This window comes from Bradyrhizobium sp. CCGUVB14 (assembly GCF_024199935.1).
Taxonomy (GTDB): domain Bacteria; phylum Pseudomonadota; class Alphaproteobacteria; order Rhizobiales; family Xanthobacteraceae; genus Bradyrhizobium.
Window position 1 is genome coordinate 3,848,159 of sequence record NZ_JANADS010000001.1, and the last position, 24,791, is coordinate 3,872,949.

A 24,791-nucleotide genomic window follows, 5' to 3' on the forward strand; every position below is an offset into this window, starting at 1 on the left:
GTTACTCCGCGGCCTCGGCCGGCGCGATGCGACGGGAGTGCCGCGCCTGCTCGTCGTAGCTCTTCTGCCAATCGGACGGGCCGTTCGACGGCGAGATCTGCACGGCGGTGACCTTGTACTCGGGACAGTTCGTCGCCCAGTCCGAATAGTCGGTCGTGATCACGTTGGCCTGCGTGTCCGGATGATGGAACGTCGTGTAGACGACGCCCGGCGACACGCGGTCGGTGATTTCCGCACGCAGCGTGGTCTCGCCGGCGCGGCTCTGCAGCCGCACCCAATCGCCGTCGCGCACGCCGCGCGTTTCGGCGTCATGCGGATGGATCTCGAGCCGGTCTTCGGCATGCCAGACGACGTTCTCGGTGCGCCGTGTCTGCGCGCCGACATTGTACTGGCTGAGGATGCGGCCCGTGGTGAGGAGCAGCGGGAAGCGGGGACCCGTGCGCTCGTCGGTTGCGACATATTCGGTGACGACGAACTTGCCTTTGCCGCGGACAAAGCCGCCGATATGCATCACTGGCGTGCCTTCCGGCGCCTTCTCGTTGCAGGGCCACTGCACCGAGCCGAGCTCGTCCAGCTTGGCGTAGGAGACGCCGGCGAAGGTCGGCGTCAGCGCGGCGATCTCGTCCATGATCTCCGAGGGATGGCTGTAGTTCATCTCCAGGCCCATCGCCTTGGCGAGCGCGATGGTGACCTCCCAGTCGGCCATGCCGTTCTTCGGCGACATCACCTTGCGCACGCGCTGGATGCGGCGTTCGGCGTTGGTGAAAGTGCCGTCCTTCTCGAGGAAGCTCGAGCCGGGCAGGAACACGTGAGCGTAGTTCGCGGTCTCGTTGAGGAAGAGGTCGTGGACGATGACGCATTCCATCGCCGACAGCGCCGCCACCACGTGCTTGGTGTTGGGATCGGATTGAAGGATGTCCTCGCCCTGCACGTAGAGTCCCATGAACGTGCCTTCGATCGCGGCATCGAACATGTTGGGAATGCGCAGGCCCGGCTCGGGATTGAGCTTGACGTTCCAGAGCGCCTCGAACTGGTCGCGCACGGCGTCGCCCGAGATGTGACGGTAGCCGGGCAGCTCGTGCGGGAACGAGCCCATGTCGCAGGAGCCTTGAACGTTATTTTGGCCGCGCAGCGGGTTCACGCCGACGCCGGGACGGCCGATATTGCCGGTCGCCATCGCGAGGTTGGCGATCGCGATCACCGTGGTCGAACCCTGGCTGTGCTCGGTGACGCCGAGCCCGTAATAGATCGCGCCATTGCCGCCGGTGGCGTAGACGCGGGCCGCTTCACGCAGCGTCTTCGGATCGACGCCGGTGAGGATGGCGGTCGCTTCCGGGCTATGCTTGGGCTGGGCCACGAAGGCGGCCCATTCCTCGAACTCGCTCCAGTCGCAGCGCTCGCGCACGAAGGCTTCGTTGACGAGACCTTCGGTGACGATGACATGCGCCAGCGCCGTCACGACGGCGACGTTGGTGCCGGGCATCAGCGGCAGATGCAGCGCCTTCACGTGCGGCGATTCCACCATCTCGGTGCGGCGCGGATCGATCACGATCAGCTTGGCGCCCTGGCGCAGTCGCTTCTTCAGGCGGGAAGCGAAGACGGGGTGAGCCGAGGCCGGGTTGGCGCCGATGATCATGGCGACGTCGGTATCCTCGACCGAGTCGAAATCCTGCGTGCCGGCGGAGGTACCGAATGTCACCGAAAGACCATAGCCGGTCGGGGAGTGGCAGACGCGCGCACAGGTGTCGACATTGTTGTTGCCGAAGCCGGCGCGGATCAGCTTCTGCACCAGATAGGTTTCTTCGTTGGTGCAGCGGGACGAGGTGATGCCGCCGATGGCGTCACGGCCGTATTTCTTTTGGATGCCGCGCATCTTGGCGGCGGCGAACGAGAAGGCTTCATCCCAGGACACTTCGCGCCAGGGATCCTCGATCCGCTCGCGGATCATCGGGTTGAGGATACGTTCCTTGTGATTGGTATAGCCCCAGGCGAAGCGGCCCTTGACGCAGGAATGGCCGCGATTGGCCTTGCCGTCCTTGTAGGGCACCATGCGGACGACTTCCTCGCCGCGCATCTCGGCCTTGAAGGTGCAGCCGACGCCGCAATAGGCGCAGGTGGTGACGACGGAGTGCTCGGGCTGGCCGATCTCGATCACCGACTTTTCCGTGAGCGTCGCGGTCGGGCAGGCCTGCACGCAGGCGCCGCAGGAGACGCATTCGGAGCCGAGAAAACTCTCGCTCATGCCCGGCGAGACGCGGCTGTCGAAGCCGCGGCCGGAAATCGTCAGCGCGAAGGTGCCTTGCACTTCCTCGCAGGCGCGGACGCAACGCGAGCAGACGATGCACTTGGAGGGATCGTAGGTGAAGTAGGGGTTGGATTCGTCCTTCGGCATCCAGGCGGCGTTGATCTCGCCGTGGGACTTCGCGAAGACGTGGTTCTCGCCCTCATAGCCGTAGCGTACGTCGCGCAAGCCCACGGCACCGGCCATGTCCTGCAATTCGCAATCGCCATTGGCGCCGCAGGTGAGGCAGTCGAGCGGATGGTCGGAGATGTAGAGCTCCATCACGCCCTTGCGCAGCTTCTTCAGCCGCTCGCTCTGGGTGTGGACGACCAGGCCGTTCATGACCGGCGTGGTGCAGGAGGCCGGCGTGCCGGCGCGGCCCTCGATCTCGACGACGCAGAGACGGCAGGAGCCGAAGGCGTCGACCATGTCGGTCGCGCAGAGTTTGGGAATCTGGTGGCCGGCGTCCATCGCAGCGCGCATGATCGAGGTGCCCTCGGGCACCGTGACCTCTTTGCCGTCGATGGTCAGCGTCACCATCGTTTCCGACTTGGAGCGCGGCGTGCCGTAGTCGATTTCTTCGATCAGAGACATTGTCGTTCTCCTATTCCGCGGCCTGAAGCGTGGTCGGGGCCGGGACAAAATCTTCACGGAAATGCTTCAATGCGCTGAGCACGGGGTAGGGCGTGAAGCCGCCGAGTGCGCAGAGCGAGCCGAATTTCATGGTGTTGCAGAGGTCTTCGACGAGCGCGAGGTTTTCGGCGACGCGCTCGCCGTTGATGATCTTCTCGATGGTCTCGACGCCGCGGGTCGAACCGATCCGGCAGGGCGTGCATTTGCCGCAGGATTCGACGGCGCAGAATTCCATCGCGAAGCGCGCCTGCTTGCGCATGTCGACGCTGTCGTCGAACACGACGATGCCGCCATGGCCGATCAGGCCGTCGCGCGCGGCGAAGGCTTCGTAGTCGAACGGGGTGTCGAACAGGGCGCGCGGGAAATAGGCGCCGAGCGGGCCGCCGACCTGCACGGCGCGGACCGGGCGTCCGGTGAACGTGCCACCGCCGATGTCGTCGACGAGCTCGCCGAGCGTCACGCCGAACGCCGTCTCGAACAGCCCGCCCTGGCGGATGTTGCCGGCGAGCTGGATCGGCATCGTGCCGCGCGAGCGCCCCATGCCGAAATCGGCGTACGCCTTGGCGCCCTCGGCGAGGATGAAGGGGATCGCCGCGAACGACAGCACGTTGTTGATGACGGTCGGCTTGCCGAACAATCCATGATGGGCAGGCAGCGGCGGCTTGGCGCGTACCAGACCACGGCGGCCTTCGAGGCTCTCGAGCAGCGACGTCTCCTCGCCGCAGACGTAAGCGCCGGCGCCGACGCGCACTTCCATGTCGAAGCTATGCGTCGAGCCGCCGATCCTGTCGCCGAGATAGCCGCCGCGCCGCGCCGCCGAGATCGCGGCATTCATCGCCGCGACCGCGTGCGGATATTCACTGCGGATGTAGATGTAGCCCTTGGTGGCGCCGACGGTGATGCCTGATGTCGTCATGCCTTCGATGACGAGGAAGGGGTCGCCTTCCATGATCATGCGGTCGGCGAAGGTGCCGCTGTCGCCTTCGTCGGCGTTGCAGACGATGAACTTGCGGTCGGCCTTGGCCTGCTGCACCGTCTTCCACTTGATGCCGGTCGGGAAGCCCGCGCCGCCGCGGCCGCGCAGGCCGGAGGCAGTGACTTCAGCCAGGATCGCGTCCGGGCCGAGCGAGAGCGCGCGCTCAAAACCCTTGTAGCCGCCATGGGCGCGATAATCCTCGAGCGAGCGTGGATCGATCACGCCGCAGCGGGCGAAGGTGAGGCGGGTCTGGCGCTTGAGCCAGGGGATTTCGTCAGCGACGCCGAGCCGCAGCGCGTGCGGCCCATTGCTCGCCATGGACTCGAACACGGAGGCGACATCCTCCGAGCTCACCGGACCGTAGGCGACGCGGCCCTTGAGGGTCGCCACCTCGACCATCGGCTCCAGCCAATGCAGGCCCCGGGAACCGGTCCTGACGATCTCGATCGGCAGGCCGCGCTTTTCCGCGATCTGCTCGAACGCTGCGACAACCTCGTCGGCGCCGACGGCGACTGCGGTCGCATCGCGCGGAACGAAAATCTTCATCTTCATCGTTGTGCCTCCGCCACCAGCGCGTCGATGCGCTTCTCGTCGAGCCGGCCGACGAGGCGGCCGTCGAGCATCGCCGACGGTGCGGTCGAGCACAGCCCGAGGCAGTAGATCGGCTCCAGCGTGACGCGATCATCCGCAGTGGTGTTGCCGAGCGAGACGCCGAGCTTCGCTTCGGCGCGCGCGGCCAGCGCGTCGCCGCCCGCGGCCTGGCAGGCTTCGGCGCGGCACAGCTTCAGCACGTGGCGGCCGGCCGGCTTGTGGCGGAAGTCATGGTAGAAGGTGAAGACGCCATGGACTTCGGCGCGCGACAGATTCAGCGCCTGCGCCACCATCGGAATCGCGGCCTCCGGCACATAGCCGAACGCTTCCTGGAGTGCGTGCAGAATGACGAGCGTCGCGCCTTCCTGCCCGGCATGTTCGGCGATGATCTCGGCGCCGCGCGTTTCTTCCCAAGGCTCGTAAACCGCTGTCATTCTCGTTCTCGATCTGAGCGTCCCTTCCGCGCAAACTATTTGGAATCGTTCGAAGATCAATAAAGCTGTCTCATGCTGCGATTGCGAATTCAGATCGATTTGGAAACGCAATCGGTCGATACGAAGTGCTAATGAAACTTGTATTGACTGCCGGTTTTTGCGTGTTGGTGCAGGCCCGGCGTGATAGCTTGTATGCCACCACAGAATCCGAGGGGACGGCCGGTTGATCGACAAGCTTGAACTGCTGCTGGCGCTGGCCAAGGAGCGGCATTTTGGACGGGCAGCGGAGGCCTGCGGTGTCACCCAGCCGACCATGTCGACCGGGCTGAAGCAGCTCGAGGAGATCCTCGGCGTGATGCTGGTCCAGCGCGGGTCCCGGTTTCAGGGATTTACCCCCGAGGGCGAGCGGGCGCTGGACTGGGCCCGGCGGATCGTGGGCGATGCCCGCGCGATGCGCGACGAGATCAACGGACTGAAGCATCAGCTCTCCGGCGAGATCCGCATTGCGGCGATCCCGACGGCACTCGGCATGGTCGCGTCGCTGACGACGCCGTACCGTGCGCGGCATCCCGAGGTGCGTTTCAGCATCCGCTCGACGACCTCGTCGGAGGTGCTGGGGTTGCTCGAAAATCTCGAGGTCGATGCCGGGCTGACCTATATCGAGAACGAGCCGATCGGGAAGGTGCGCACCATTCCGCTCTACAACGAGAGCTACCGTCTGCTCACCGCGCCCGATGGGATGTTCGGGGATCGCGAGACGGTGACGTGGAAGGAGGTCGGACAGGTGCCGCTGTGCCTGCTGACACCCGACATGCAGAACCGCCGCATCATCGACCGTGCGCTGCGTTCGGTCGCGGCGGAGGCGACGCCGACACTGACCTCGAACTCGCTGTTGGTGCTGTTCACCCACGTCAAGACCGGGCGCTGGGCGAGCGTGATGCCGGCCAAGCTCGCCGAGACGCTTGGCCTGTCGTCCGACAAGGTTCGCTCGATTCCGATCACCGATCCCGAGGTCAATTACAGCATTGGCCTGGTGATCCCGCAGCGCGATCCGATGACGCCGCTGATCGCGGCACTGGTCAATGTCGCGCGCGAAGTGGCGCCGAGCCTGCAGTCGTAGCGCATAGTGAGATTAAGTGTGTCCGCAGTGTAGGTGCCACCTCTCCCCAGCGGGGAGAGGTCGGATTGCGCTTGGCGATGCGCAGCATCGACCAGCGCAATCCGGGTGAGGGGCCGCAGCGACCGGTGGGAGCGTAACCCCTCACCCGGATCGCATCTTTCGATGCGACCCGACCTCTCCCTACGGGAGAGGTGCCCCCTCGGCTCGCATCGATTCAACCAAAGCTCATCCCAGCTCTAGGCGGCCGCGGAAATTCCGGCTGCCGCTTTGATGGCGTCGCGCGGCAGCGTCACGCGGACGACGGTGCCGACTTCGAGCCTGGAGCGCAGCTTCATCGAGCCGCCGTGGAGCTGCGCCAGCGAGCGGGCGATCGCGAGCCCGAGGCCGGAGCCGTGATAGGTCTTGGTGAGCTGGCTCTCGACCTGCTCGAACGGACGTCCGAGCCGCGCCAGCGAGTGTGGCGCGATGCCGATGCCGGTGTCGGCGATCATCAGCACGATCCTGTCCTCGAGCTGCCGGCTGCGTACCACGATGCGTCCGCCGTCGGGCGTGAACTTCACGGCGTTGGACAGCAGGTTGACGATGATCTGCTTGGTGGCGCGGCGGTCGGCGACGACCGAAATGGACTTCTCGATCTCGGCGTCGAGCTCCAGGTTCTTGTCCTGCGCCCGGCCGGCGACGACGCGCAGGGATTCCGCGAGCGTCTGCGCGAGATCGAGCTCTTCCATGTCGAGCTTCATGCGGCCGGCCTCGATCTTGGACATGTCGAGGATGTCGTTGATGACCTCGAGCAGATAATGGCCGCTGGTGAGGATGTCGTGGCAGTATTCCTGGTACTTCTCCGAGCCCAGCTCGCCGAACATGCCCGAGCCCATGATCTCGGAGAAGCCGATGATGGCGTTGAGCGGCGTGCGCAGCTCGTGGCTCATATTGGCGAGGAATTTCGACTTGGTCTGGTTGGCTTCCTCGGCGCGGGTCTTCTCGCGCTGATATTTCTCGGCGAGATCGGCGAGCTCGATGGTCTGGCGTTCCAGCGCCGCCTGCGAGCGCTTGAGGTCGATGACGGTGGCGCGCAGGCGCAGATCGTTGTCGACGAGCTTCTGCTCGTGCTCCTTGATGCGGGTGATGTCGGTGCCGACCGAGACGTAGCCGCCGTCCTTGGTGCGGCGTTCGCTGATGTGCAGCCAGCTGCCGTCGTCGAGCTGGGCCTCGAAGGTGCGGGCGCCGGGGCCTTGGGCGGCGGTCTCGTTGTGGCGGGTGCGGACCTCCGGCATGCGGCCGACTTCCAGCACGGTCTCGTAGGAGGTGCCGGGGATCACGGCGGTGTCGGGCAGCTTGTGCAGGCGCTGGAAGTGCGAGTTGCAGAGCACCAGGCGGTCGCTGGCGTCCCACAGCACGAAGGCTTCCGGAATGGTCTCGATGGCGTCGCGCAGGCGAAGGTCGGCTTCCACGGTGCGCTCGGCGAGGCTCTTCTGCTCGGTGATGTCGACCGCGATGCCGATCAGGTGCATGCCGGAATCGCTGGCGCCGCGGGTCCGCTCGCAGCGGACGCGGAGCCAGATCCAGTGGCCGTCGACATGCTGCATGCGGAAGGTCTGGTCGATATGGTCGATCTTCTCGGAGATCAGCTGGTCGGCGATCGCGAACAGGTCGATGTCGTCCGACTTCACCAGCGCGTTGACCTCGCCGAAGGTGAGGAGCTCGTTGCGGCCGTCGAGGCCCAGCATCGAGAACATCGATTGCGACCAGAAGATCCGGCCGCGCGACAGGTCCCAGTCCCACAGGCCGCAGCGGCCGCGGTTGAGCGCGGTGTCGATCCGGCCACGCACGGCATCGTTGATGAGGTCGCCCTCGCGGGCGCGGGTCGACTGCCAGTGGAAGGCGAAGCCGAGGATCAGGACGACGAAGCCGGTGGTCGCCGACAGCGTCACCGAAAGGGCCGCGTCCGAGCCCCAGATCGGCTCGTTGCGCTCCTGGATCACGGTGACGAGGCCCGGCAGCGACTTGATCGGCCGGGAGGTCGCCATCGCGGCGTTGCCGTTCGGCAGCGTCATGCTGGAGATGTCATTGTCGCGCGGCGGAGCTGCGAGCAGCTGCGCGGTGGTGATCGCATCGAGCAGGCGGTCGTTGCCCGAGGGATCGCTGTCGATCGGAATGCGGGCGAGGATGCGGCGGTCGATTCCGGCCGAGGTGACGACGACATGGCGGCCCGAGACCCTGGCCCGGGACGGGATCATGTCGGGCAGCAAATTCGGCAGGTTCTCGATGCTCTTCAGCCGCTCCGCGCGTACGGAGGTGACGCGGTCGATGCGCTCGGCGAGCAGTTCGGCGAGGGAAGAGATGTCGTTCTGGATCACGAGGCGCTTCTGGCGCGTCTGGTCGACGACCTGGACGAATGCGCCGAGGCAGATCGTGATGAGGAAGGCGATGATGAGCGTCGGCACGGCGCGACGGAGCGCCGGCTCCGCGATCAGGAGCCGATGATAGGCAGGTTTCGCGATCGATTGCGCCAATCCTTTGATCGAATCGGATTGGACGCACGCGTTCGCGGCGTCTGCGCGCGCCATGCCTTCGGCCCCCTGAAAACCAGCTTACGACGAGTATCGAAAGCAGCCCCACGTCGCTTTCGAATCACAGCGATTTGAATCCAGTTTGCGCAGGCTGTCGAGAGTCAACGAAAGGTTAACGCGAAATAATTCTTATCCAACACGGAGTTCGTGCGCTTCTCTTCCGCAAACTCACGTGCGCGATGAGTCCGAAACGAGAACGTGTGACTCCATCACGCGCGTGGCGGTTCGGCGTGGCTGATGACGCGCTTCACGCTCGGGAACGCACGACGCAAGCGGCGCTCGATTGCGTCGACTTGCTCGTGCACCTTGATCACGCTCATCGACGGCGTGGCGCGGCAGTGGAAGTTGACGATCTCGCCGGCGTCGGTGTTGCGCACGCGCACATTATGGATGTCGTGGATCTCGCCGCCGGCAGCATATTCGGTGAGCGCGGCGGCGATAGTCTGCACCCGCTCCGGCGCGGCATCGACGCCGAACGGCAGTTCCGGTTCCAGCGGCTCGATATGGACGTCGACCTCGACGTCGGCACCGAACTCTTCCTGGATGCTCCGCTCCAGCGTATTGGCGACGTCGTGGGCGGCCTCGAGTTGCATGTCGGCATCGACCTCGAGGTCGATGCTGACGATCAGCTTGGCGCCGAGATCGTGCACCGTGACGTGGTGGATGGCGAGGCCCGAATTATGCGCGATCACCATGATGCGGTCGCGCACGGTCTCGTTGTCGCGGGCGACCGGCACGGCGGTGAAGGTGAGGTCGGCATCGCCGAAGGCTTTATCGACGGCGCCTTGCGCGTTGCGCTTGATCTCCTCGACGCGGTCGATCGGGTAGGTTCTGGGCACGTTGACGATGCTGTCGATGAAGGTGGTCGCCCCGACCATGCGCACGCGCAGGCGTTCGACGTCGATCACGCCGGGCACGCTGCGGATCGCGGCGGTGGCCTTCGCCTGGGCGCCTTCCGGCGCGCGGTCGAGCAGTGTCTGCACCGTGGAGCTCGCCATCCGCAGGCCGAGAGCCGCGATCATCACGGCGACCGCCGCGGCGGCCGCCGCGTCACCCCACCAGAAGCCGAAGGCTGCGAGAATCAGGCCGACGATCACGGCGCACGAGCCCATGACGTCGGAGGCGAAATGCAGCGCATCGGCGGCGAGCGCCTCGCTGCGGGTCTCCCGGGCCGCGCGGTGCAGCGCGCGGGCGCGCCAGAGATTGACGACGATATCGATCACCAGCACCACGAACGGGACGGCCGAAATCGTCGGTGGCGGGGTTCCCTCGCGGAGGTGGCTGTAGGATTGCACCAGAATGCCGCCGGCGAGCACGTAGAGCAGGGCGGTCACGCCGAGCGCGGAGATGCTCTCGAGCTTGCCGTGGCCATAATGGTGCTCGTCGTCGGCCGGCTTGTCGGAGACCCGCACCACCGCCCAGGTGATGATGGTCGCGACCAGGTCGATCGAGGAGTGCAGCGCTTCGGAGACCAGCGCCAGCGAGCCGATCGCGATGCCGACCACGAATTTGGCCGCCGCCATGCCGCCGCTGGCCAGGATCGAGATTGCCGCGACCGATGTCTTGTCGTGTTGTCCGCTCATGGCCGGGATTTAGCAGGGCGTTCGCGAACATCAAGCGACGATCCACAGCTGTAGTCGCAAGTGAGTTGCAGAAGCGAAGCTATTGCGAATGCTTCCGAATTGAATGCTGGGCTTATGCCGCAAGCTCAGCTCTCGTAGGGTGGGCAAAGGCGCAAAGCGCCGTGCCCACGATTTCTCCGTGATGGATAAAGATCGTGGGCACGCTTCGCTTTGCCCACCCTACGAGACCGGACTCCGGGGCGACGGCTACGGCACCGTCACCACGATCTTCCCGAGGTGCTTGTTCGCCTCCATGTGCTCGAACGCCTTGTCGATGTCATTGAACCCATAGACCTTGTCGATCGGCAGCTGCAGCTTGCGCGATTCCACCGCGCCCCAGATGTCCTTCCTGACCTCGTCGAAGATCGCGCGGACCTCCTCGATGGAGCGGGTACGGAAGGTGACACCGATATAGCTGATGCGGCGGGCGGCATGCAGGTCGAAGTTGAAGTCGGCATGGGTGCCGCCGAGCCGGCCGACATTGACGATGCGGCCCAGGATTTTGGTCGCGGCGAGGTTCTGGTTGGCGACCTTGCCCGAGACCTGGTCGACGATGAGGTCGACGCCTTCGCCGTTCGTCGCCTTCAGGACCTCGTCCACCCATTTCGGATCGGAGGAGTCGACCGCGAGGTCGGCGCCATATTCGGTCAGGCGGCCGCGGCGATAGGCATCGGTCGAGGAGCCGATCACCATCCTGGCGCCCTTGAGTTTTGCGATCTGCATCGCCATCAGGCCGACACCGGAGCTTGCGCCCTGGATCAGCACGGACTGTCCCGGCTGCACGCCGCCGACGGTGACGACGGCGTTGTGCATGGTCGCGAGCGCGACGGGCAGGGTGGCGGCCTCCTCGAAGTTCATGTTCGAGGGCGCGCGGAACAGCCGGCCGTGGTCGGCGAGCGTGTACTCGGCGAACGCCGCGCCGCCGGAGCCCATGATGCGATCGCCGACCTTGACGCCCTTCGCATCCGGTCCGAGCTCGGCGACTTCGCCGGCCCATTCCATCCCGAGCACGGTGCCGACGCCGCCCGCGGCGCCATGGGCGTGGCCCTTGCGCATGCCGGTGTCGGCGCGATTGAGCCCACAGGCGCGCACGCGAACCAGCACTTGCGTGCCTTTTGGTTTAGGTTGAGCGACCTCGGAAATCCGAGCGCCGTCAGGGCCGTAGACATAAGCCTTCATGAATTACTCTCGCTTCTTGCAGTGATTATTCCGCGGCTTGCGCGCTTGGTTGAGCGATCATGCCTTCGAGCCGGCTGCGAATGATCGCCTCGGCTTCGCGCACGATGCGCGCGATCAGCTCGCCGCAGCTCGGGATGTCCTGGATCAGGCCCTGCACCTGGCCGGCCGACCAGATGCCTTCATCCGAGTTGCCGGTCGCGTAGACCATCTTGCCGCGGGCGCCGGCGACGAGCTCGCGGATGTCCTCGAACTTGGCGCCTTCCTTCTCCATGGCGACGACCTTGGTCGAGATCTCGTTCCTGGCGACGCGCGAGGTGTTGCGCATGGTGCGGAAGATCAGCTCGGTCTCGCGCTCGTCATTGGCGACGATCTTCTCCTTGATGAGCTGATGGATCGGGCTCTCCTTGGTCGCCATGAAGCGGGTGCCCATGTTGATGCCCTCGGCGCCCAGCGCCAGGGCGGCGACGAGGCCGCGGGCATCGGCAAAGCCGCCGGAGGCGATCATCGGAATCTTGACCTTGTTGGCGGCGGCCGGGATCAGGATCAGGCCGGGGGTGTCGTCCTCGCCGGGGTGGCCGGCGCATTCGAACCCGTCGATCGAGATGGCGTCGACGCCCATCCGTTCGGCCGAGAGCGCGTGGCGGACGCTGGTGCATTTGTGCACGACCTTGACGCCGTGCTTTTTGAACTCGTCGACATGCTCCTGCGGCTTGTTGCCGGCGGTCTCGACCACGGTGATGCCGGCTTCGATGATGGCGGCGCGGTATTCGGCGTAAGGCGGCGGCTTGATCGCGGGCAGGATGGTGAGATTGACGCCGAACGGCTTGTCGGTGAGGTCGCGGCAGCGCGCGATCTCCTTGGTCAGGTCCTCCGGCGTCGGCTGGGTCAGCGCGGTGATGAAGCCGAGCGCGCCGGCGTTGGCGACGGCTGCGACCAGCTCGGCCCGCCCGACCCATTGCATGCCGCCCTGGACGATCGGGTGCTCGACGCCGACGAGTCTTGTGAACCGTGTCTGCAACATCGTCTGTTTCCCCCGCCTGCTTGGCAGGCTGTGTTTTCAATTGATGGGCGGAGGATGCCGCCGGGGGTGGAAAATGTCTATTGCGCCGCCGCGCGGTGGGTCATGCGGGCGGTGGCAGTGATTCCGCAGGGCGGATAATTGCGATGCTCTCCTCCAAGAGATAGGAGGGCGCTCACACATTCTCCGCCGTCGTCCCGGCCTAGTGCGCAATTGCGCACGGGGGGCCGGGACCCATAACCACAGGGAGAGGTTTGGCGACGATTCTTCGTTCGGCACTACGATCGCGCACAGTCGACAGACCTCGCGGTATGGGTCCCGGCCCCCCGTGCGCAATTGCGCACAAGGCCGGGACGACACCGAGAGATGCCGTTACGCTACTCCGCCGATAGCCGCACCATCTGGCGGCCGCCGTTCATGTCTTTCAGGCTGTTGACGAAGTTTTCCGGGCGCTGCCAGCGATAGGGGACCTTCAGGCCCATGTACTCGGCTATGTCGCCGATGAAGCCGGTGCAGTTGGTGGTCTCGGCATTCCAGACCGGCGAGCTCGCCTGCAGCTTCTTGATGTAGGCGAAGACGCGCTTGGCATCGGCTTCGTTGAGATACACGCGATAGCTCGCGGTCAGATATTCGGGGTCGAGATCCCCGTAGCTCGCGCCGGTCTCCGATGGCACCCAGGTGAGGTGACCGAGCACGTAACTCCAGGTGTCGCCCTTGGGCGTGAGGCCCGCGACCTCGACGGCGCGCTCGCTGGTCTTGCCGTACCAGACGAAGGCATGGCCCCAGCTTGCTGCCGTCCGGGCGCGGAAGTCGACGTAGTAGGGACCCTTCTCCGCACGCGCGACCGGGCGCCGCGTCGATTGCGGCGCCTGTTGCGACGAGGAGTCGGTCGTAGCAAGCGCATTTGCATCGGCAACGCGCTTGTTCGCTTCGTGGGCCGAGGCCGATGGCATCATGCATGCGGTCATGGCTGCAAGCCCGAGACCTGCAAGGATGCAGAATCCCGATCGATCAGGTCTGTTCGTCACGCTGTGCCCCTCGACTGTCGGCCGGCTACGCAGATGTTTGCGGCTCAGTAGCGCGCTGCGACCGGGCCAGGCGCCTTGCCGATCGGGGCCTTGCCAATCGGGCTCTTGCCAATCGGCATCTTGCCGATCGGGGCCTGCTCGGCCGGATAGACCGGCACGGGCTGGCGGCGCGGCAGATCCGCAGCGTTCGCAGCCGTCACCAGAGCAAGCGTTGCACCCAGAACAAATACAATCTTCTTCACAGTCATACCCCTAGCAGGTTTGGTCCAAACACGGCTGAGCCGTGCCCCCAGACACGCCTCACACAAGGGCGGCGGAATGCGTCCACAGTGCGGCACCCCCGCGACTTGTTGGCGGCATTGATCGGATCCGCACAGATGTGTTGTATTTCGGAGTGTTTCTGCCTGCCGCGCTTTCAGCGGTCGGCGGTGAGGCGGAAATGCATCTCGATCTTGGCCGGCGATGGCTCGCTCGAGGTGCGCCAGGGTGAAAAGCCGGGCATCGGATCGGGATCGGAACCGAGATCGATCGGCCAACGCTGCGTCGGCACGCCCGGAAGTGTCAGGCTGACGGCGCGGTGGCGCGTCTTGTACATCAGGGACACCGTGGAAATGATCGCCTTGCGGTCACCGTCATGCGCGCGCCAGTTCGCCGGCAACATGGGGTTGGCATAGCCTTTCGCTTCCTCGACCTCGATGTGCACGTCCTCCTCCTTGTCCGGCAGGGCCATGCCGGGGGGAAGCCGAAACTCGATCTGCAGCGTCATGAAGCCATGGCTGAGATCGGGCGAGCGGATGAGTTCGTACCATCCCCAATAGCCGAGGATGGCCACGATGAGCAGCACGGTGACAGCAAAAGGAAAGGAGAGCCGCGTGGTGCGGGGTGGCGCGGCATCGGCGGTTTCCGCAGGCGGCTGGGGCACGTCCCGGACCAGACCGAAGCGCACGAACAGCCAGACGCCCGCGACCAGGCCGACCACCCCGCCGATCGGGCCGATGTCGAAGAAGGCCCCCATGGCGATGCCGCCATCGCGGTCCGGTCCCGCCAGCATGACGACCAGCGCGGCAAGGCCGGACCAGCCGGCGAGCGCGCCGAGGACAGCGGACAGAAAGCCGAGGATGATACGCATGTGCGGTTGGTCGCAGCCAATTCAATCGCGGTTCGAACCGGTCCGTCGTTCGGCCTTCACCCGATCCGGTTCAGGCTGTTGCGGATGGTCGAGAAGATGCCGCCGATGTCCTTGCGGAGCGCATCGAGCGCATTGAAATTCTCGAAGATGCGGGCGAGCCGGTCTTCGACCTCGCGCTTGCTCCTGGTCAGCGCGTCGACGCGCGAGGTGAGGGTGACATCGCCATTGGCCTCGATCTCGCCGACGGTTTTGGCGAGGAGATCGCGGGTGGTGCTGACATCCGCGATCATGGCCTCGATGCCGAACACCGGCGCCTTCAGCGGAACGAGATCGGCCTGCGATTTCGACAGCTCCGTCTTGAAGGCCTTCAGGGTCGCCAGCGTTTCCTGCAGCGCGCCGAGCTGCTGGCGCGACTGGAGAACGAAATCGTTCAGCGCGTTCTGGCGGTCGACCAGTGTGTTGCCGTCGGGATCGGTCTCGACGTCGGCGAGCGAGCGTTCGAGCTGGGCCCGGCGCTGGCCGAGCTCCTCGAAATCGAGCCGGATGGTTTTGAGGATGTTGGTGCTGTCGTCGATCCGGGCCAGGCGCTGCTCGATCTCGTTTTTGTTGTTCGACAGCGTCTCGACGCGTGTGCTGAGCGGGGCCTCGCCGCCGGTCTCGAGCTCGTCGACGCTCTTGGCGAGCCGGTCATGGCTGAGGCTGAGCTCGCCGATCAGGGCGTTGATGCCGGCGTCCGACGATCGCAGCGGCGCCAGCTCGGCATAGGATTTCGCCAAATCTTCCTTGTACTGGTTGAGCGTCGCGAACGTGTCCTGCACCGCGTTGACTCGGCCCAGCAGGGTCGAGACGTCGCGGGCGATGTCCTTCAGGCGGTCGGCGAGATTGTTCTTGCGGTCGTCGGTTTCGAGATCGAGCAGCGCGCGCTCGAGCTGGTTCTGGCGGTCGCGGATCTCGGTGAAAACGGGCTCGACCGCGCGGCGCTGATCGGCGACCTTGCCGACCGTCTCGCGCAACGCCTGCTGGCGGCGGCGGATCTCGGCGAGCTGGTCGTGCATGTCGGTGGACTGGTTGCGGCCCTGCTGGAGCAGCGCGCGCTGCTCGGTCTCGCCGAGCTTGTCGTGGAGCGCGGAGACGGCCTCCCTGGGATCGCTCTCGATCAGGTGCTGGACGGTGGTATCGAGGTGATTTTGCAGGGCGTGAGCGACGACGACGTCTTCCCGGGTCTTCTTGAGGCGGTCGCGCAGCTTGTCGAGGCGCCGGTCCTGGCGTGAGAGGCGCCACGCCGAGGCGCCGATCAGCGCCAGCCCCACCACGAGGATCGCGCCGGCTGCGAGGCGTTGCGGCATCGGCAGGGCGGCAAACATGCCGGGCAAATGCGTGACGTCGTAACCGAACGCCTGCGGGGCGAGAAACGCGATGGCGGCGAGCAGGACAACCCAGGCAACTAGGAAAAACAGCCCCATCGTGACGCCCCCGCGCCGGCACACATTTTCGCCATGATTGCTATTGGAGAGCGGAACCGAGATCAAGGGCCGGACGGGTTGCCGGGGCGCCTCCGGTCGCACGATTCACAGCCGGTTGCGTCGGCCGTCCGCTGCACGGCCGGTGCAGGTTGCCGGGTTCTCCCGACATGGACATTCGCAGCCCGGATGGAGCGCAGCGCAATCCGGGGCGCGGCACCCTCAGCGCGCGTCGAGGCGCACGGGCGCACCCCGGTCCATTATTTCCCGAGGAAGTTCGAGCGCATCTTGTCGGCGAACCAGACCAAGAAGATCGCACCGAACGCGAGAGCAAAGTACAGAACCGTCCACAAAAGCGCATAACCGGCTGTCGTCATGGCATCCTCCCTGGCATCAGAAATTGATTGCCGGGAGGATAGCGACGGCCACGATGGCGCAATTTGCGCAGGATCAATTTTGCCGCGCTGCGGCGAAAATCACCGGCGAGGCTACAGCCGAAACTCGTTCGTCAATTCGCCGATGCCGTCGATCGCGACCGTCACCGTGTTCACCGGCTCCTTCATGACGCCGACGCCGACCGAGGTGCCGACCGCAATGAGGTCCCCGGGGAGCAGGGTCATGTCGTGGGAGATCTTGCTGACGAGCTGTTGCGCGCTGAAGATCATGTCGGAGATCGGATAGTTCTGCCGCTCCGCGCCGTTGAGGATGGTGCGCACCGTGAGCTTTGCCGGATCGAGGCCGGTCGCGATCACCGGGCCGAACGGACCGTAATCGTCGATGCCCTTGGCGCGGGCCCACTGGGGAAAGGTGGGATCGCTGGTCAGGATGTCGTTGGCGGTGATGTCGTTGACGCAGGTGTAGCCGAAGATGAAGCCGTCGGCTTCGGCCGGAGAGACGCGGGCGCAGGTCTTACCGATGACGATGCCGAGCTCGCCCTCATAGGTGGTCTTGCCGTCGTAGTAGGAAGGACGGCGGATCACGGCGCCGGGCGTCGTGATCGTGGTGGTGGCCTTGAGCAGGTAGAGCGGCTCCGGCGGTTCGGGCTGATTGAGCTTGGCCGCGAGCGCGTGAAAATTATTCCAGAGCGCGACGATCTTGCTGGGCGCGCAAGGCGCGAGCAGCTCGACCTCCGACAGCGCCAGGGTTTTGCCGGTCGCCGCGTTACGGCCGAACAGCTCGCCTTCATGCACGCTGATGCCTGATGCGGTCAGCGTGCCGAAGCCGGTCGCGCCGGCGTGGCGGAAGCGGAGCCAATGGTTCATCTCGCCCGCCATCACGCCACCGCCAGTGCGCGAGGATCGGTAGGCGCGGAGACGCCGTCATAGAGGCCGGCGACGCGGGCGCGCTGCGTCACCATCGCCAGCACCGAGTCGAGTGCGGGCGTCGCGATCTTGGTCAGGCGGCCCATTTCCTGCACCACGGTGACGAGCGGGTCGATCTCCATCGGGCGGCCGCGCTCGAGATCCTGCAGCATCGAGGTCTTGTGTGCGCCGACCTTGCGGGCACCCTCGATGCGGCGCTCGACATCGACGCGGAACTTGACGCCGAAGGTTTCGGCGATCGCCTGCGTCTCCACCATGATCGCGCGCGATAGCGCCCGCGTGGACGGATCGGAGCAGATCACGTCGAGCGTTGCGTGCGTCAGCGCGCTGATCGGGTTGAAGCAGACATTGCCCCAGAGCTTGAGCCAGATCTCGTCGCGGATGCGGTCGAGCACCGGCGCCTTCAGGCCGGCGGCGACGAACAGATCGGCGAGGTGCTGCACGTCCGACGTGATCTCGCCGGAGGGCTCGCCCAGCGGAAAATTGTTGCCGTAGACGTGGCGGATCACGCCGGGCGCCTCGATCTCGGTGGCGGGATAGACGATGCAGCCGATGGCGCGTTCGGCCCCGAGCTCGCGCCATTGCCGGCCGCCGGGATCGATGCTCTCCAGCGTCGAGTTCTCGTACTCGCCGCCGTGCTTGTGGAAGTACCAATAGGGGATGCCGTTGACCGCGGTGACGATGCGGGTGTGCGGCCCGAGCAGCGGCTGCATCTTCTCGATCACGCCGGTGATCGAATGCGCCTTCAGCGTGACGATGATGTAGTCCTGCACGCCGAGCTCGGCCGCGTTGTCGGTGCAGCGGGGATAGACGGTGTGCTTCTCCTCGCCGGCGAGCAACGTCAGGCCGTGCTCGCGCATCGCGGCCAGATGCGCGCCGCGTGCGACCAGGCTGACATCGGCGCCTGCGCGCGCCAGCTGCACGCCGAGATATCCGCCGATCGCGCCGGCGCCGTAGATGCAGATCTTCATGAAATCCTCGCGGGATCAGAAACCGGGAATTTGGGACGAAAGATCCGGTCCGGCTCGGAGGTGTCCGAGCCGGGGCCGGTAGTCGCAGGGGAAGAGGTTCGCCGCTTTAAGTGATCAGGCTGCCGCTTGCGGCGAGCCGTTCAGCGCCTCGTCAACGGCAGCCGCGATGTCGCGCATGCTGATGACGGAGACGAGGCTGTAATCGTCGATCACGGGCAGGTGCCTGATGTGATTCCGGTTCATCAGGTGCCGGACGTGCTCGATCGTGTCGGACGAGGTGCAGGAGACGAGCTGCTGCACCGATACGAGCTGCGAGACCTTGACGTTGATCGCATTGGCGCCGTGCTCGGCCACCGCGCGCACCACGTCGCGCTCGGTGAACATGCCGACCGCGGTGTTGCCTTCGGAGCGGACCACGTCCTTCACCACCAGCGCGCTGATATTGTTGGCCCGCATCAGTTTGGCGGCGATACCCACCGTTTCGTTCATTCGCACCGTGACAACGCGCGGCGTCTTCTTGCGCAGAATGTCTCCGACCAGCATGGCAACCTCCCTGGGGTGAACGATGAGGGAAGTGTGGTATACATAATGCCAATCGTCAAGCGCTGGTTTTGGCTGATCCGAAAATTCTTGCGGCAGCAATACTGACGTTTGTCGTCGGCCCACGCAGCAGGATCGAGAAAGAAAAAGGGGCGCATCGCTGCGCCCCTTCTGACCGTCGTACCGGCGTGTGGTCGGCTACGCCGTCCCGGTCTTGGCCCTGGTCTCGGCACCTGCGGTTGCGGTGCTGGCGCTCTCGGCTTCCTTGCCCAGGATGAAGGAGCGGCGCAGCGGCTTGATCACGAACAGCGCCATCAGCGCGGCCGTCGCGTTCAGCGCCACGGCCACCACGAACACGGCCTTCCAGCCATAGGCGGTCGAGATCACGCTTGCGAGCGGGACGAGCAGGGAGGCGGTGCCCTTCGCGGTGTAGAGCATGCCGTTGTTGGTGGTCGCATATTTCGAACCGAAGGTGTCGCCGCAGGTGGCGGGGAACAGCGAGTAGATCTCGCCGAACACGCCGAAATAAATCGCGGTGGCGAGCACGAACACGAGCGGAACGTGACCGTAGGCCGACAGCGTCAGCAGCATCAGCGCCGCCGTGCCGAAGGCGATGAACATGGTGTGCTCACGGCCGATCGTGTCGGACACAAAGCCGAAGAACGGGCGCCCGAAGCCGTCGAAGATGCGGTCGAGCGAGATCGCGAACGTCAAGGCGGCCATCTGGAAGCCGGCAAGCGAGACCGGCGTGTCGGCGATCTTGAAGTCGTGCGCGATCGGCGCGATCTGGGCCGCGGTCATCAGGCCGCCGGAGGCGACCATGACGAAGACGAGATACATCACCCAGAAAATCGGGGCGCGCAGCACCTGCGGCGGGGTGAAGTCGATCTTGGTCTGCGGCAGGTTGAGCTGCTTCTTCTTCGGCGGGATCGAGAGCCGCGGCGGCTGGATGAAGAAGGCGAGCAAGAACACGATCACGCCCTGGCCGATGCCGAAGGTGAGGAACGCGTGCTGATAGCCGCTCGTCGCGATCATGGTCGCGATCGGCACGATGGTGAGGGCTGCGCCCGCGCCGAAGCCGGCGGCGGTTGCACCGGCGGCGAGGCCGCGGCGATCGGGAAACCATTTCAGGGCATTGCCGACGCAGGTGCCGTACACCGCGCCCGCACCCATGCCGCCGATGACGGCCGCCGCGTAGAGCACGGGAAGCGAGTCAGCGTAGGAGTTGAGGATCCAGGACAGTGCGATCATCACGCCGCCGAACATGATGACGATGCGCGGGCCGTATTTGTCGACGAACCAGGCCTCGATCGGCACCAGCCAGGTCTCGGTGACGACGAAGATGGTGAAGGCGAGCTGGATCGCGGCGCGACCCCAATGGTACTTGGCATCGATCGGATCGACGAACAGCGTCCAGCCATATTGCAGGTTCGCGATCATCGCCATGCAGACGATGCCCATTGCGAGCTGGAGCCAACGGAAACCGGTTCGTAGGGGCGCAGCGGTCACGGCGCCGTCCGTGCTGGACATCATCAACAACCTCCCAAGCGCCTGTCTGGTCACGACACTGCTGCCCATATGACGGAGTGTCGCAAATATTGTGGCTTATCGTCGCAAGCGCGGGCGGCAGCTTGGTATACCATATTCCAGAATGCAAGGCCTATCTTGCCGCCCGGCTCAAGAAAAGTGCAGGTTCCTTCGGGTTTCCGGTATTGGGGTATATTCGGGCAAAACGAAAACGCCCGGCCGTGAGGCCGGGCGTCGTTCGCGAGATGGTGTTGGTTGGACGAGTTCAGACGCTCGATTGCGCGACCACGACCTTGCGCCAGGGCTTCAGCACCAGGATCGCCAGCAGCGAGGCGAGGATGTTGGCGCCGGCCGCGAGGATGAACACGTTGTCCCAATGGCCGGAGGTCTGCTGCACGTAGTTTGCAAGCGGCACCAGCAACGCGGCGGTGCCTTTGGCGGTGTAGAGCAGGCCGGCATTGGTGGTCGCGAACTTCGCGCCGAACGTGTCGGTGCAGGTCGAGGGGAACAGCGAGTAGATCTCACCCCAGGCGAAGAACACGAAGCCCGACAGGATCACGAACCAGATCGGGTCCTGGCCCCAGAGATAGAGCATCCAGATGCCAAAACCTTCCATGCCGAAGGCGATGAACATCGTGTTCTCGCGGCCGATCATGTCGGAGATCCAGCCGAAGAACGGACGCGTCAGGCCGTTGAGCACGCGGTCGATGGTCGCCGCGAACGTCACCGCGGTCATGGTCATGCCGATCAGCGTGACCGGCACGGCGTCGACCTTCCAGTCGACTGCGATCGGCTTCAGGTTCGCCGTCACCATCAACCCGCCGGCGCCGACGATCACGAACATGAAGTACATCAACCAGAAGATCGGCTGACGCAGAACTTCGGTCGGCTGGTAGTTGCGCCGCGTCTGCGCCAGCGCTGCGTTTGCCACCACGGCCGGCACCTGGCCCGGCTTCGGCGCCAGCAGGAAAAACGCGAGAATGCAGATGATGATGCCTTGTCCGAGGCCGAAATAGAGGAAGGTGGTCTGGAAGCCACTGTCCTTGATCATGGCCTGGATCGGCGCGACGGTGAGCGCGGAGCCTGCGCCGAAGCCGGCGGCCGTGATGCCTGCGGCGAGACCGCGCTTGTCGGGAAACCATTTCAGCGCGTTGCCGACGCAGGTGCCGTAGACACCGCCGGCGCCAATGCCCGCGACGATCATGCCGAGATAGTAACCGTTGAGCGTGGTGGCCTGCGCGTTGATCATCCAGCCGATCGCGCAGAGCACGCCGCCGACGAGCACGACGATGCGCGGACCGTATTTATCGACAAACCATCCTTCGACCGGCACCAGCCAGGTCTCGAACAAAACAAACAGGGTAAAGGCCCACTGGATCGAGGCGCGATCCCAACCGAATTTCTTCTGGATGTCGGGGACGAAGAACGTCCAGCCGTATTGGTAGTTGGCGATCATCACCATGGCCGCCACGCCGATCGCCAGTTGCGCCCAGCGATACGTATCGCTGACGCGGGCGGCTGCAGGAGCCGTTGTTGTCTGCACCATGTCCGTCATGAATCCTCCAATGAGCGCTTCTGTTTTTTTGAGCGAGCGTTAGAGGCATTCTTGTATTCATTATGCCAAGCTTCAAGCGCGCGGCGGCCCATTGTGCGCTTATGACGCAACCCCGTTTTCGAAGCTGCGAGAATGAGCCGATTCCCAAATAGAAATGGCCCCGCAGAGCAGGGCCATTCTTCAAAAGTAGGAGTTCGCTGGTTTTACAACCGCCGCGACAATTCGACGCGCCGGCGCTCGTCCTGGCCCTTACAGGCCGAAGCGGGGCAGGTCGCCGTTGTGGTTCGAGATCTCGGCGCTGGCCATCAGGAAGCGGTCGACGGCGGCCATGAAGCGGGCGAACAGCGAGGCGGAGGGCGCGAGCGCGACTGAAGCGGACTTGGACATCGGAATTCCCTTTCTCAAGACAGTCAGTACTGCTGCCTCATTTCGAAAGGCAATCTATGTATACCAGATGCCACTGTCTATGCATGCCATTGCATGGCAGCATTCGATTTGCCGCATTGCAGCATAATGCTTCGTTAAAAGGGGCCTCTGGAGCCGAAAACCTGCGGTTTGAGGCTCAAAAAGGGTAGGAAAGCGGCTCCGGGCCATTATGGAACGGCGCTCGAACCCGGCTCTTGGCACCGCAGTGCAAAACGGTTAGTGGTTCGCCCCCTTTTCCAAGCATCTTACAGAGTGGTTCATGTCGAGCGCCTCGCCCGCCGTCTCGATCGGCATCGATTTTGGGACCAGCAATACGGTCGTAGCCCTTGCGGTGGACGATCGCCGGGTCGAGGCCATCCGCTTCGATCATGGCGGACAACGCCACAGCACCTACGTCTCGGCCCTGTGCTTCTGGGAGGACCGGCCGGGCGCCGGCGCCCAGGCCGAAGGCGGCCCGTGGGCGATCGAGCAGTTCCTCGAAGGCCGCCACATCTACCGCTTCCTGCAGTCGTTCAAGACCTTTGCGGCGAGCTCCAGCTTCAACACCACCCAGGTGTTCCGGCAGCGCTTCAAGTTCGAGGATATTCTGGCGGCGTTCCTGCGCACGCTGGCGCGCCACGGCGGCGACAAGTTCGGATTCGACGTGGCAAACATCACGGTCGGCCGTCCCGTGCGCTTTGCCGGCGGCAATCCTGACGACGATCTGGCGATGCAGCGCTATCGCGCCGCGTTCGAGCGCCTCGGCGCCGGTCATGCGCGCTATGTTTATGAGCCCGTGGGTGCGGCGTTCTCCTTCGCCCGCCGGCTGGAGCGCGATGCCACCGTGCTGGTCGCGGATTTCGGCGGCGGCACCAGCGACTTCTCGGTGATGCGTTTCTCGCGCGCGGGCGGCGTCTTGCGCGCCGAGCCGCTTGGCCATGCCGGCATCGGCATCGCGGGCGACACGTTCGATTATCGCATCGTCGATCACGTCGTTTCGCCACGGCTCGGCAAAGGCTCGAGCTTTCGCTCGTTCGACAAGGTGCTGCCGGTCCCGAACAGCCACTACACCAACCTCGCGCGCTGGCATCAGCTCGCGCTGATGAAGAGCAACGGCGATCTCCGCGAGCTGCGGGAGCTTGCACGCACCGCGGTCAAGCCCGCGCTGCTCGAGGATTTCATCACCATCGTCGATCTCGATCTCGGCTTCTCGCTGTATCGCGCGGTGTCGGACGCCAAGGTCGCGCTCTCGGCCAGGGACGAGGTCGACTTCCGCTTCAAGGGCGGCGGTGTCGAGATCGGCTCGACCATCACACGGAAAAATTTTGACAGTTGGATCGCCGACGACATCGCCCGACTCGGCGCAACCGTGGACAAAGTGCTGGGCGAGGCCCGCATTGCCGCGCGCGACGTGGAGAAGGTGTTCCTGACCGGCGGCACCTCGTTCGTGCCGGCGGTGCGAAAACTGTTCGCCGACCGGTTCGGCAATGAGCGGCTGATGTCGGGCGACCAGTTCGAGTCGATCGCCTACGGCCTCGCGCTGATCGGACACAGCCCCGAGCCGGATCGCTGGACCGCGGACGGCGGGCTCAGGAAGGCGGCCGGGTAGTGCGCAATGCGGCCATCCTTCGAGATGCCCGCCTTCGGCGGGCCCTCAGGATGAGGACGGAGTTTGTGGTCGCAGTTTCGACGGGCGCCGATGCCGCTTAGCCTCATCCTGAGGAGACCGCGCAGCGGTCGTCTCGAAGGACGAGGCGTTCGCTGCGCTTGCGCCGCTACTGATTGATCTCCGGCTCGACGAGCCGCGCCAGGTTGCGCAGCGATTCCTGCCAGCCGAGATAGCAGGCCTCCACGGGAATGACGTCGGGAAGGCCGGCCTGCGTGATATCCACCTCGGTGCCGACAGAGACCTTCTTCAGGATCACGGTCACCTCGATCAGGCCCGGCAGGTTGGGATCGTCGAACTTGTCGGTGTAGCGCAGACGCTGGCCCGGAACGAGTTCGAGATATTCGCCGCCGAAAGAATGGCCGTTGCCTGTCGTGAAATTCCGGAACGACATCTTGAACGTGCCGCCGACCTTGGCCTCCAGATGGTGCACGGTGCAGGTGAAACCGTTGGGCGGAAGCCATTTTGCCAGCGCATCGGCCTCGACGAAGGCGCGATAGACCTTTTCAGGGCTGGTCGTGAGAACGCGGTGCAGGCGTACTGTGCTCGGCATGGTCGTTATTCCCTGTGAGTTGCTGGGCGCGAAGACTTTTGCCCATCATGGCCCAAGGACGAGCGTGGCCCCGCGGATCCGACATGGGGCGCCGAATTTTTTCACCTGATGTCGCTGCCGAGTTGACGCCGGTCGTGACGGCGTCGCCTGTATACGGCGCGCGATGTTCGCACAATTTGAGAGCATCTACGCTCCGGTTCACACTCCGAAA

20 protein-coding genes are annotated in these 24,791 nt (G+C 64.9%); 2 read left to right on the plus strand and 18 right to left on the minus strand.

What is annotated here, in order from left to right:
• Position 1 precedes the first annotated feature (1 nt).
• From fdhF to NLM32_RS17785, 3 genes are read right to left on the minus strand one after another with little or no spacing between them, the layout of a single operon-like run.
• Positions 2-2,875, minus strand: coding sequence for a formate dehydrogenase subunit alpha (gene fdhF, locus NLM32_RS17775; RefSeq protein ID WP_254130221.1), 2,874 nt, complete (start codon positions 2,873-2,875; stop codon positions 2-4).
• Positions 2,876-2,885: 10 nt separating this feature from the next.
• Positions 2,886-4,442, minus strand: coding sequence for an NADH-quinone oxidoreductase subunit NuoF (locus NLM32_RS17780; protein ID WP_254130222.1), 1,557 nt, complete (start codon positions 4,440-4,442; stop codon positions 2,886-2,888).
• On the minus strand, positions 4,439-4,915 hold the full coding sequence (locus tag NLM32_RS17785) for a formate dehydrogenase subunit gamma (protein ID WP_254130223.1): 477 nt from the start codon (positions 4,913-4,915) through the stop codon (positions 4,439-4,441). Before NLM32_RS17785 ends, NLM32_RS17780 begins: the two co-directional genes overlap by 4 nt.
• A gap of 223 nt (positions 4,916-5,138) precedes the next feature.
• On the opposite strand from NLM32_RS17785, the gene NLM32_RS17790 reads away from it, so the two are divergent.
• On the plus strand, positions 5,139-6,035 hold the full coding sequence (locus tag NLM32_RS17790; RefSeq protein ID WP_254130224.1) for a LysR family transcriptional regulator: 897 nt from the start codon (positions 5,139-5,141) through the stop codon (positions 6,033-6,035).
• Positions 6,036-6,271: 236 nt separating this feature from the next.
• On the opposite strand, the gene NLM32_RS17795 is transcribed toward NLM32_RS17790, so the two are convergent.
• The 14 genes from NLM32_RS17795 to NLM32_RS17860 form a co-directional block, all read right to left on the minus strand.
• Positions 6,272-8,602, minus strand: a complete 2,331-nt coding sequence (locus tag NLM32_RS17795; RefSeq protein WP_254130225.1) for a PAS domain-containing sensor histidine kinase — start codon at positions 8,600-8,602, stop codon at positions 6,272-6,274.
• Positions 8,603-8,814: 212 nt separating this feature from the next.
• Complete coding sequence (locus NLM32_RS17800) at positions 8,815-10,188, minus strand: cation-efflux pump (protein WP_254130226.1); 1,374 nt, start codon at positions 10,186-10,188, stop codon at positions 8,815-8,817.
• A gap of 246 nt (positions 10,189-10,434) precedes the next feature.
• Positions 10,435-11,406, minus strand: coding sequence for a zinc-binding dehydrogenase (locus NLM32_RS17805; RefSeq protein ID WP_254130227.1), 972 nt, complete (start codon positions 11,404-11,406; stop codon positions 10,435-10,437).
• A gap of 25 nt (positions 11,407-11,431) precedes the next feature.
• Positions 11,432-12,427, minus strand: a complete 996-nt coding sequence (locus NLM32_RS17810) for a nitronate monooxygenase family protein (protein ID WP_254130228.1) — start codon at positions 12,425-12,427, stop codon at positions 11,432-11,434.
• Between the two features lie 374 nt (positions 12,428-12,801).
• On the minus strand, positions 12,802-13,452 hold the full coding sequence (locus tag NLM32_RS17815) for a hypothetical protein (protein WP_254130229.1): 651 nt from the start codon (positions 13,450-13,452) through the stop codon (positions 12,802-12,804).
• A 44-nt stretch (positions 13,453-13,496) separates the two neighbouring features.
• Positions 13,497-13,700 (minus strand): hypothetical protein, encoded by a 204-nt coding sequence (locus NLM32_RS17820; protein ID WP_148754708.1) that lies wholly within the window; start codon positions 13,698-13,700, stop codon positions 13,497-13,499.
• A 167-nt stretch (positions 13,701-13,867) separates the two neighbouring features.
• A complete protein-coding gene (locus tag NLM32_RS17825; protein ID WP_254130230.1) occupies positions 13,868-14,581 on the minus strand; it encodes a hypothetical protein in 714 nt (237 codons plus the stop codon).
• Between the two features lie 56 nt (positions 14,582-14,637).
• Positions 14,638-16,044 carry a hypothetical protein gene (locus NLM32_RS17830; RefSeq protein ID WP_254130231.1) on the minus strand — a complete coding sequence of 469 codons (1,407 nt, stop codon included), beginning with the start codon at positions 16,042-16,044 and terminating at the stop codon, positions 14,638-14,640.
• A 485-nt stretch (positions 16,045-16,529) separates the two neighbouring features.
• Positions 16,530-17,303 carry a fumarylacetoacetate hydrolase family protein gene (locus tag NLM32_RS17835; RefSeq protein ID WP_254130232.1) on the minus strand — a complete coding sequence of 258 codons (774 nt, stop codon included), beginning with the start codon at positions 17,301-17,303 and terminating at the stop codon, positions 16,530-16,532.
• An 11-nt stretch (positions 17,304-17,314) separates the two neighbouring features.
• A complete protein-coding gene (locus tag NLM32_RS17840; RefSeq protein ID WP_254130233.1) occupies positions 17,315-18,334 on the minus strand; it encodes a 2-dehydropantoate 2-reductase in 1,020 nt (339 codons plus the stop codon).
• A 114-nt stretch (positions 18,335-18,448) separates the two neighbouring features.
• Complete coding sequence (locus NLM32_RS17845; protein WP_254130234.1) at positions 18,449-18,877, minus strand: CBS domain-containing protein; 429 nt, start codon at positions 18,875-18,877, stop codon at positions 18,449-18,451.
• A gap of 195 nt (positions 18,878-19,072) precedes the next feature.
• Positions 19,073-20,407, minus strand: a complete 1,335-nt coding sequence (gene oxlT / locus NLM32_RS17850; RefSeq protein ID WP_254130235.1) for an oxalate/formate MFS antiporter — start codon at positions 20,405-20,407, stop codon at positions 19,073-19,075.
• A gap of 259 nt (positions 20,408-20,666) precedes the next feature.
• Positions 20,667-21,956: an oxalate/formate MFS antiporter gene (gene oxlT / locus NLM32_RS17855; RefSeq protein ID WP_254130236.1), complete on the minus strand. Its 1,290-nt coding sequence runs from the start codon at positions 21,954-21,956 to the stop codon at positions 20,667-20,669.
• 249 nt (positions 21,957-22,205) lie between these two features.
• Positions 22,206-22,343 (minus strand): hypothetical protein, encoded by a 138-nt coding sequence (locus NLM32_RS17860; protein WP_209965316.1) that lies wholly within the window; start codon positions 22,341-22,343, stop codon positions 22,206-22,208.
• A gap of 298 nt (positions 22,344-22,641) precedes the next feature.
• Here NLM32_RS17860 and NLM32_RS17865 point away from each other — a divergent pair, with 298 nt between their 5' ends.
• Positions 22,642-23,970, plus strand: a complete 1,329-nt coding sequence (locus tag NLM32_RS17865; RefSeq protein WP_254130237.1) for an Hsp70 family protein — start codon at positions 22,642-22,644, stop codon at positions 23,968-23,970.
• 166 nt (positions 23,971-24,136) lie between these two features.
• Here NLM32_RS17865 and NLM32_RS17870 read toward each other — a convergent pair whose 3' ends face one another.
• Entirely contained in the window at positions 24,137-24,580 is a 444-nt protein-coding gene (locus NLM32_RS17870; RefSeq protein ID WP_254130238.1) for an SRPBCC family protein, read from the minus strand.
• Between the last annotated feature and the right edge of the window lie 211 nt (positions 24,581-24,791).

Bases quoted from the DNA above. Each gene is read 5' to 3' on its own strand.
- fdhF (WP_254130221.1), bottom strand. From the start codon at position 2,875: ATGTCTCTGATCGAAGAAATCGACTACGGCACGCCGCGCTCCAAGTCG.
- NLM32_RS17780 (WP_254130222.1), bottom strand. From the start codon at position 4,442: ATGAAGATGAAGATTTTCGTTCCGCGCGATGCGACCGCAGTCGCCGTC.
- NLM32_RS17785 (WP_254130223.1), bottom strand. From the start codon at position 4,915: ATGACAGCGGTTTACGAGCCTTGGGAAGAAACGCGCGGCGCCGAGATC.
- NLM32_RS17795 (WP_254130225.1), bottom strand. From the start codon at position 8,602: ATGGCGCGCGCAGACGCCGCGAACGCGTGCGTCCAATCCGATTCGATC.
- NLM32_RS17800 (WP_254130226.1), bottom strand. From the start codon at position 10,188: ATGAGCGGACAACACGACAAGACATCGGTCGCGGCAATCTCGATCCTG.
- NLM32_RS17805 (WP_254130227.1), bottom strand. From the start codon at position 11,406: ATGAAGGCTTATGTCTACGGCCCTGACGGCGCTCGGATTTCCGAGGTC.
- NLM32_RS17810 (WP_254130228.1), bottom strand. From the start codon at position 12,427: ATGTTGCAGACACGGTTCACAAGACTCGTCGGCGTCGAGCACCCGATC.
- NLM32_RS17820 (WP_148754708.1), bottom strand. From the start codon at position 13,700: ATGACTGTGAAGAAGATTGTATTTGTTCTGGGTGCAACGCTTGCTCTG.
- NLM32_RS17825 (WP_254130230.1), bottom strand. From the start codon at position 14,581: ATGCGTATCATCCTCGGCTTTCTGTCCGCTGTCCTCGGCGCGCTCGCC.
- NLM32_RS17830 (WP_254130231.1), bottom strand. From the start codon at position 16,044: ATGGGGCTGTTTTTCCTAGTTGCCTGGGTTGTCCTGCTCGCCGCCATC.
- NLM32_RS17835 (WP_254130232.1), bottom strand. From the start codon at position 17,303: ATGAACCATTGGCTCCGCTTCCGCCACGCCGGCGCGACCGGCTTCGGC.
- NLM32_RS17840 (WP_254130233.1), bottom strand. From the start codon at position 18,334: ATGAAGATCTGCATCTACGGCGCCGGCGCGATCGGCGGATATCTCGGC.
- NLM32_RS17845 (WP_254130234.1), bottom strand. From the start codon at position 18,877: ATGCTGGTCGGAGACATTCTGCGCAAGAAGACGCCGCGCGTTGTCACG.
- oxlT (WP_254130235.1), bottom strand. From the start codon at position 20,407: ATGATGTCCAGCACGGACGGCGCCGTGACCGCTGCGCCCCTACGAACC.
- oxlT (WP_254130236.1), bottom strand. From the start codon at position 21,956: ATGACGGACATGGTGCAGACAACAACGGCTCCTGCAGCCGCCCGCGTC.
- NLM32_RS17860 (WP_209965316.1), bottom strand. From the start codon at position 22,343: ATGTCCAAGTCCGCTTCAGTCGCGCTCGCGCCCTCCGCCTCGCTGTTC.
- NLM32_RS17865 (WP_254130237.1), top strand. From the start codon at position 22,642: ATGTCGAGCGCCTCGCCCGCCGTCTCGATCGGCATCGATTTTGGGACC.
- NLM32_RS17870 (WP_254130238.1), bottom strand. From the start codon at position 24,580: ATGCCGAGCACAGTACGCCTGCACCGCGTTCTCACGACCAGCCCTGAA.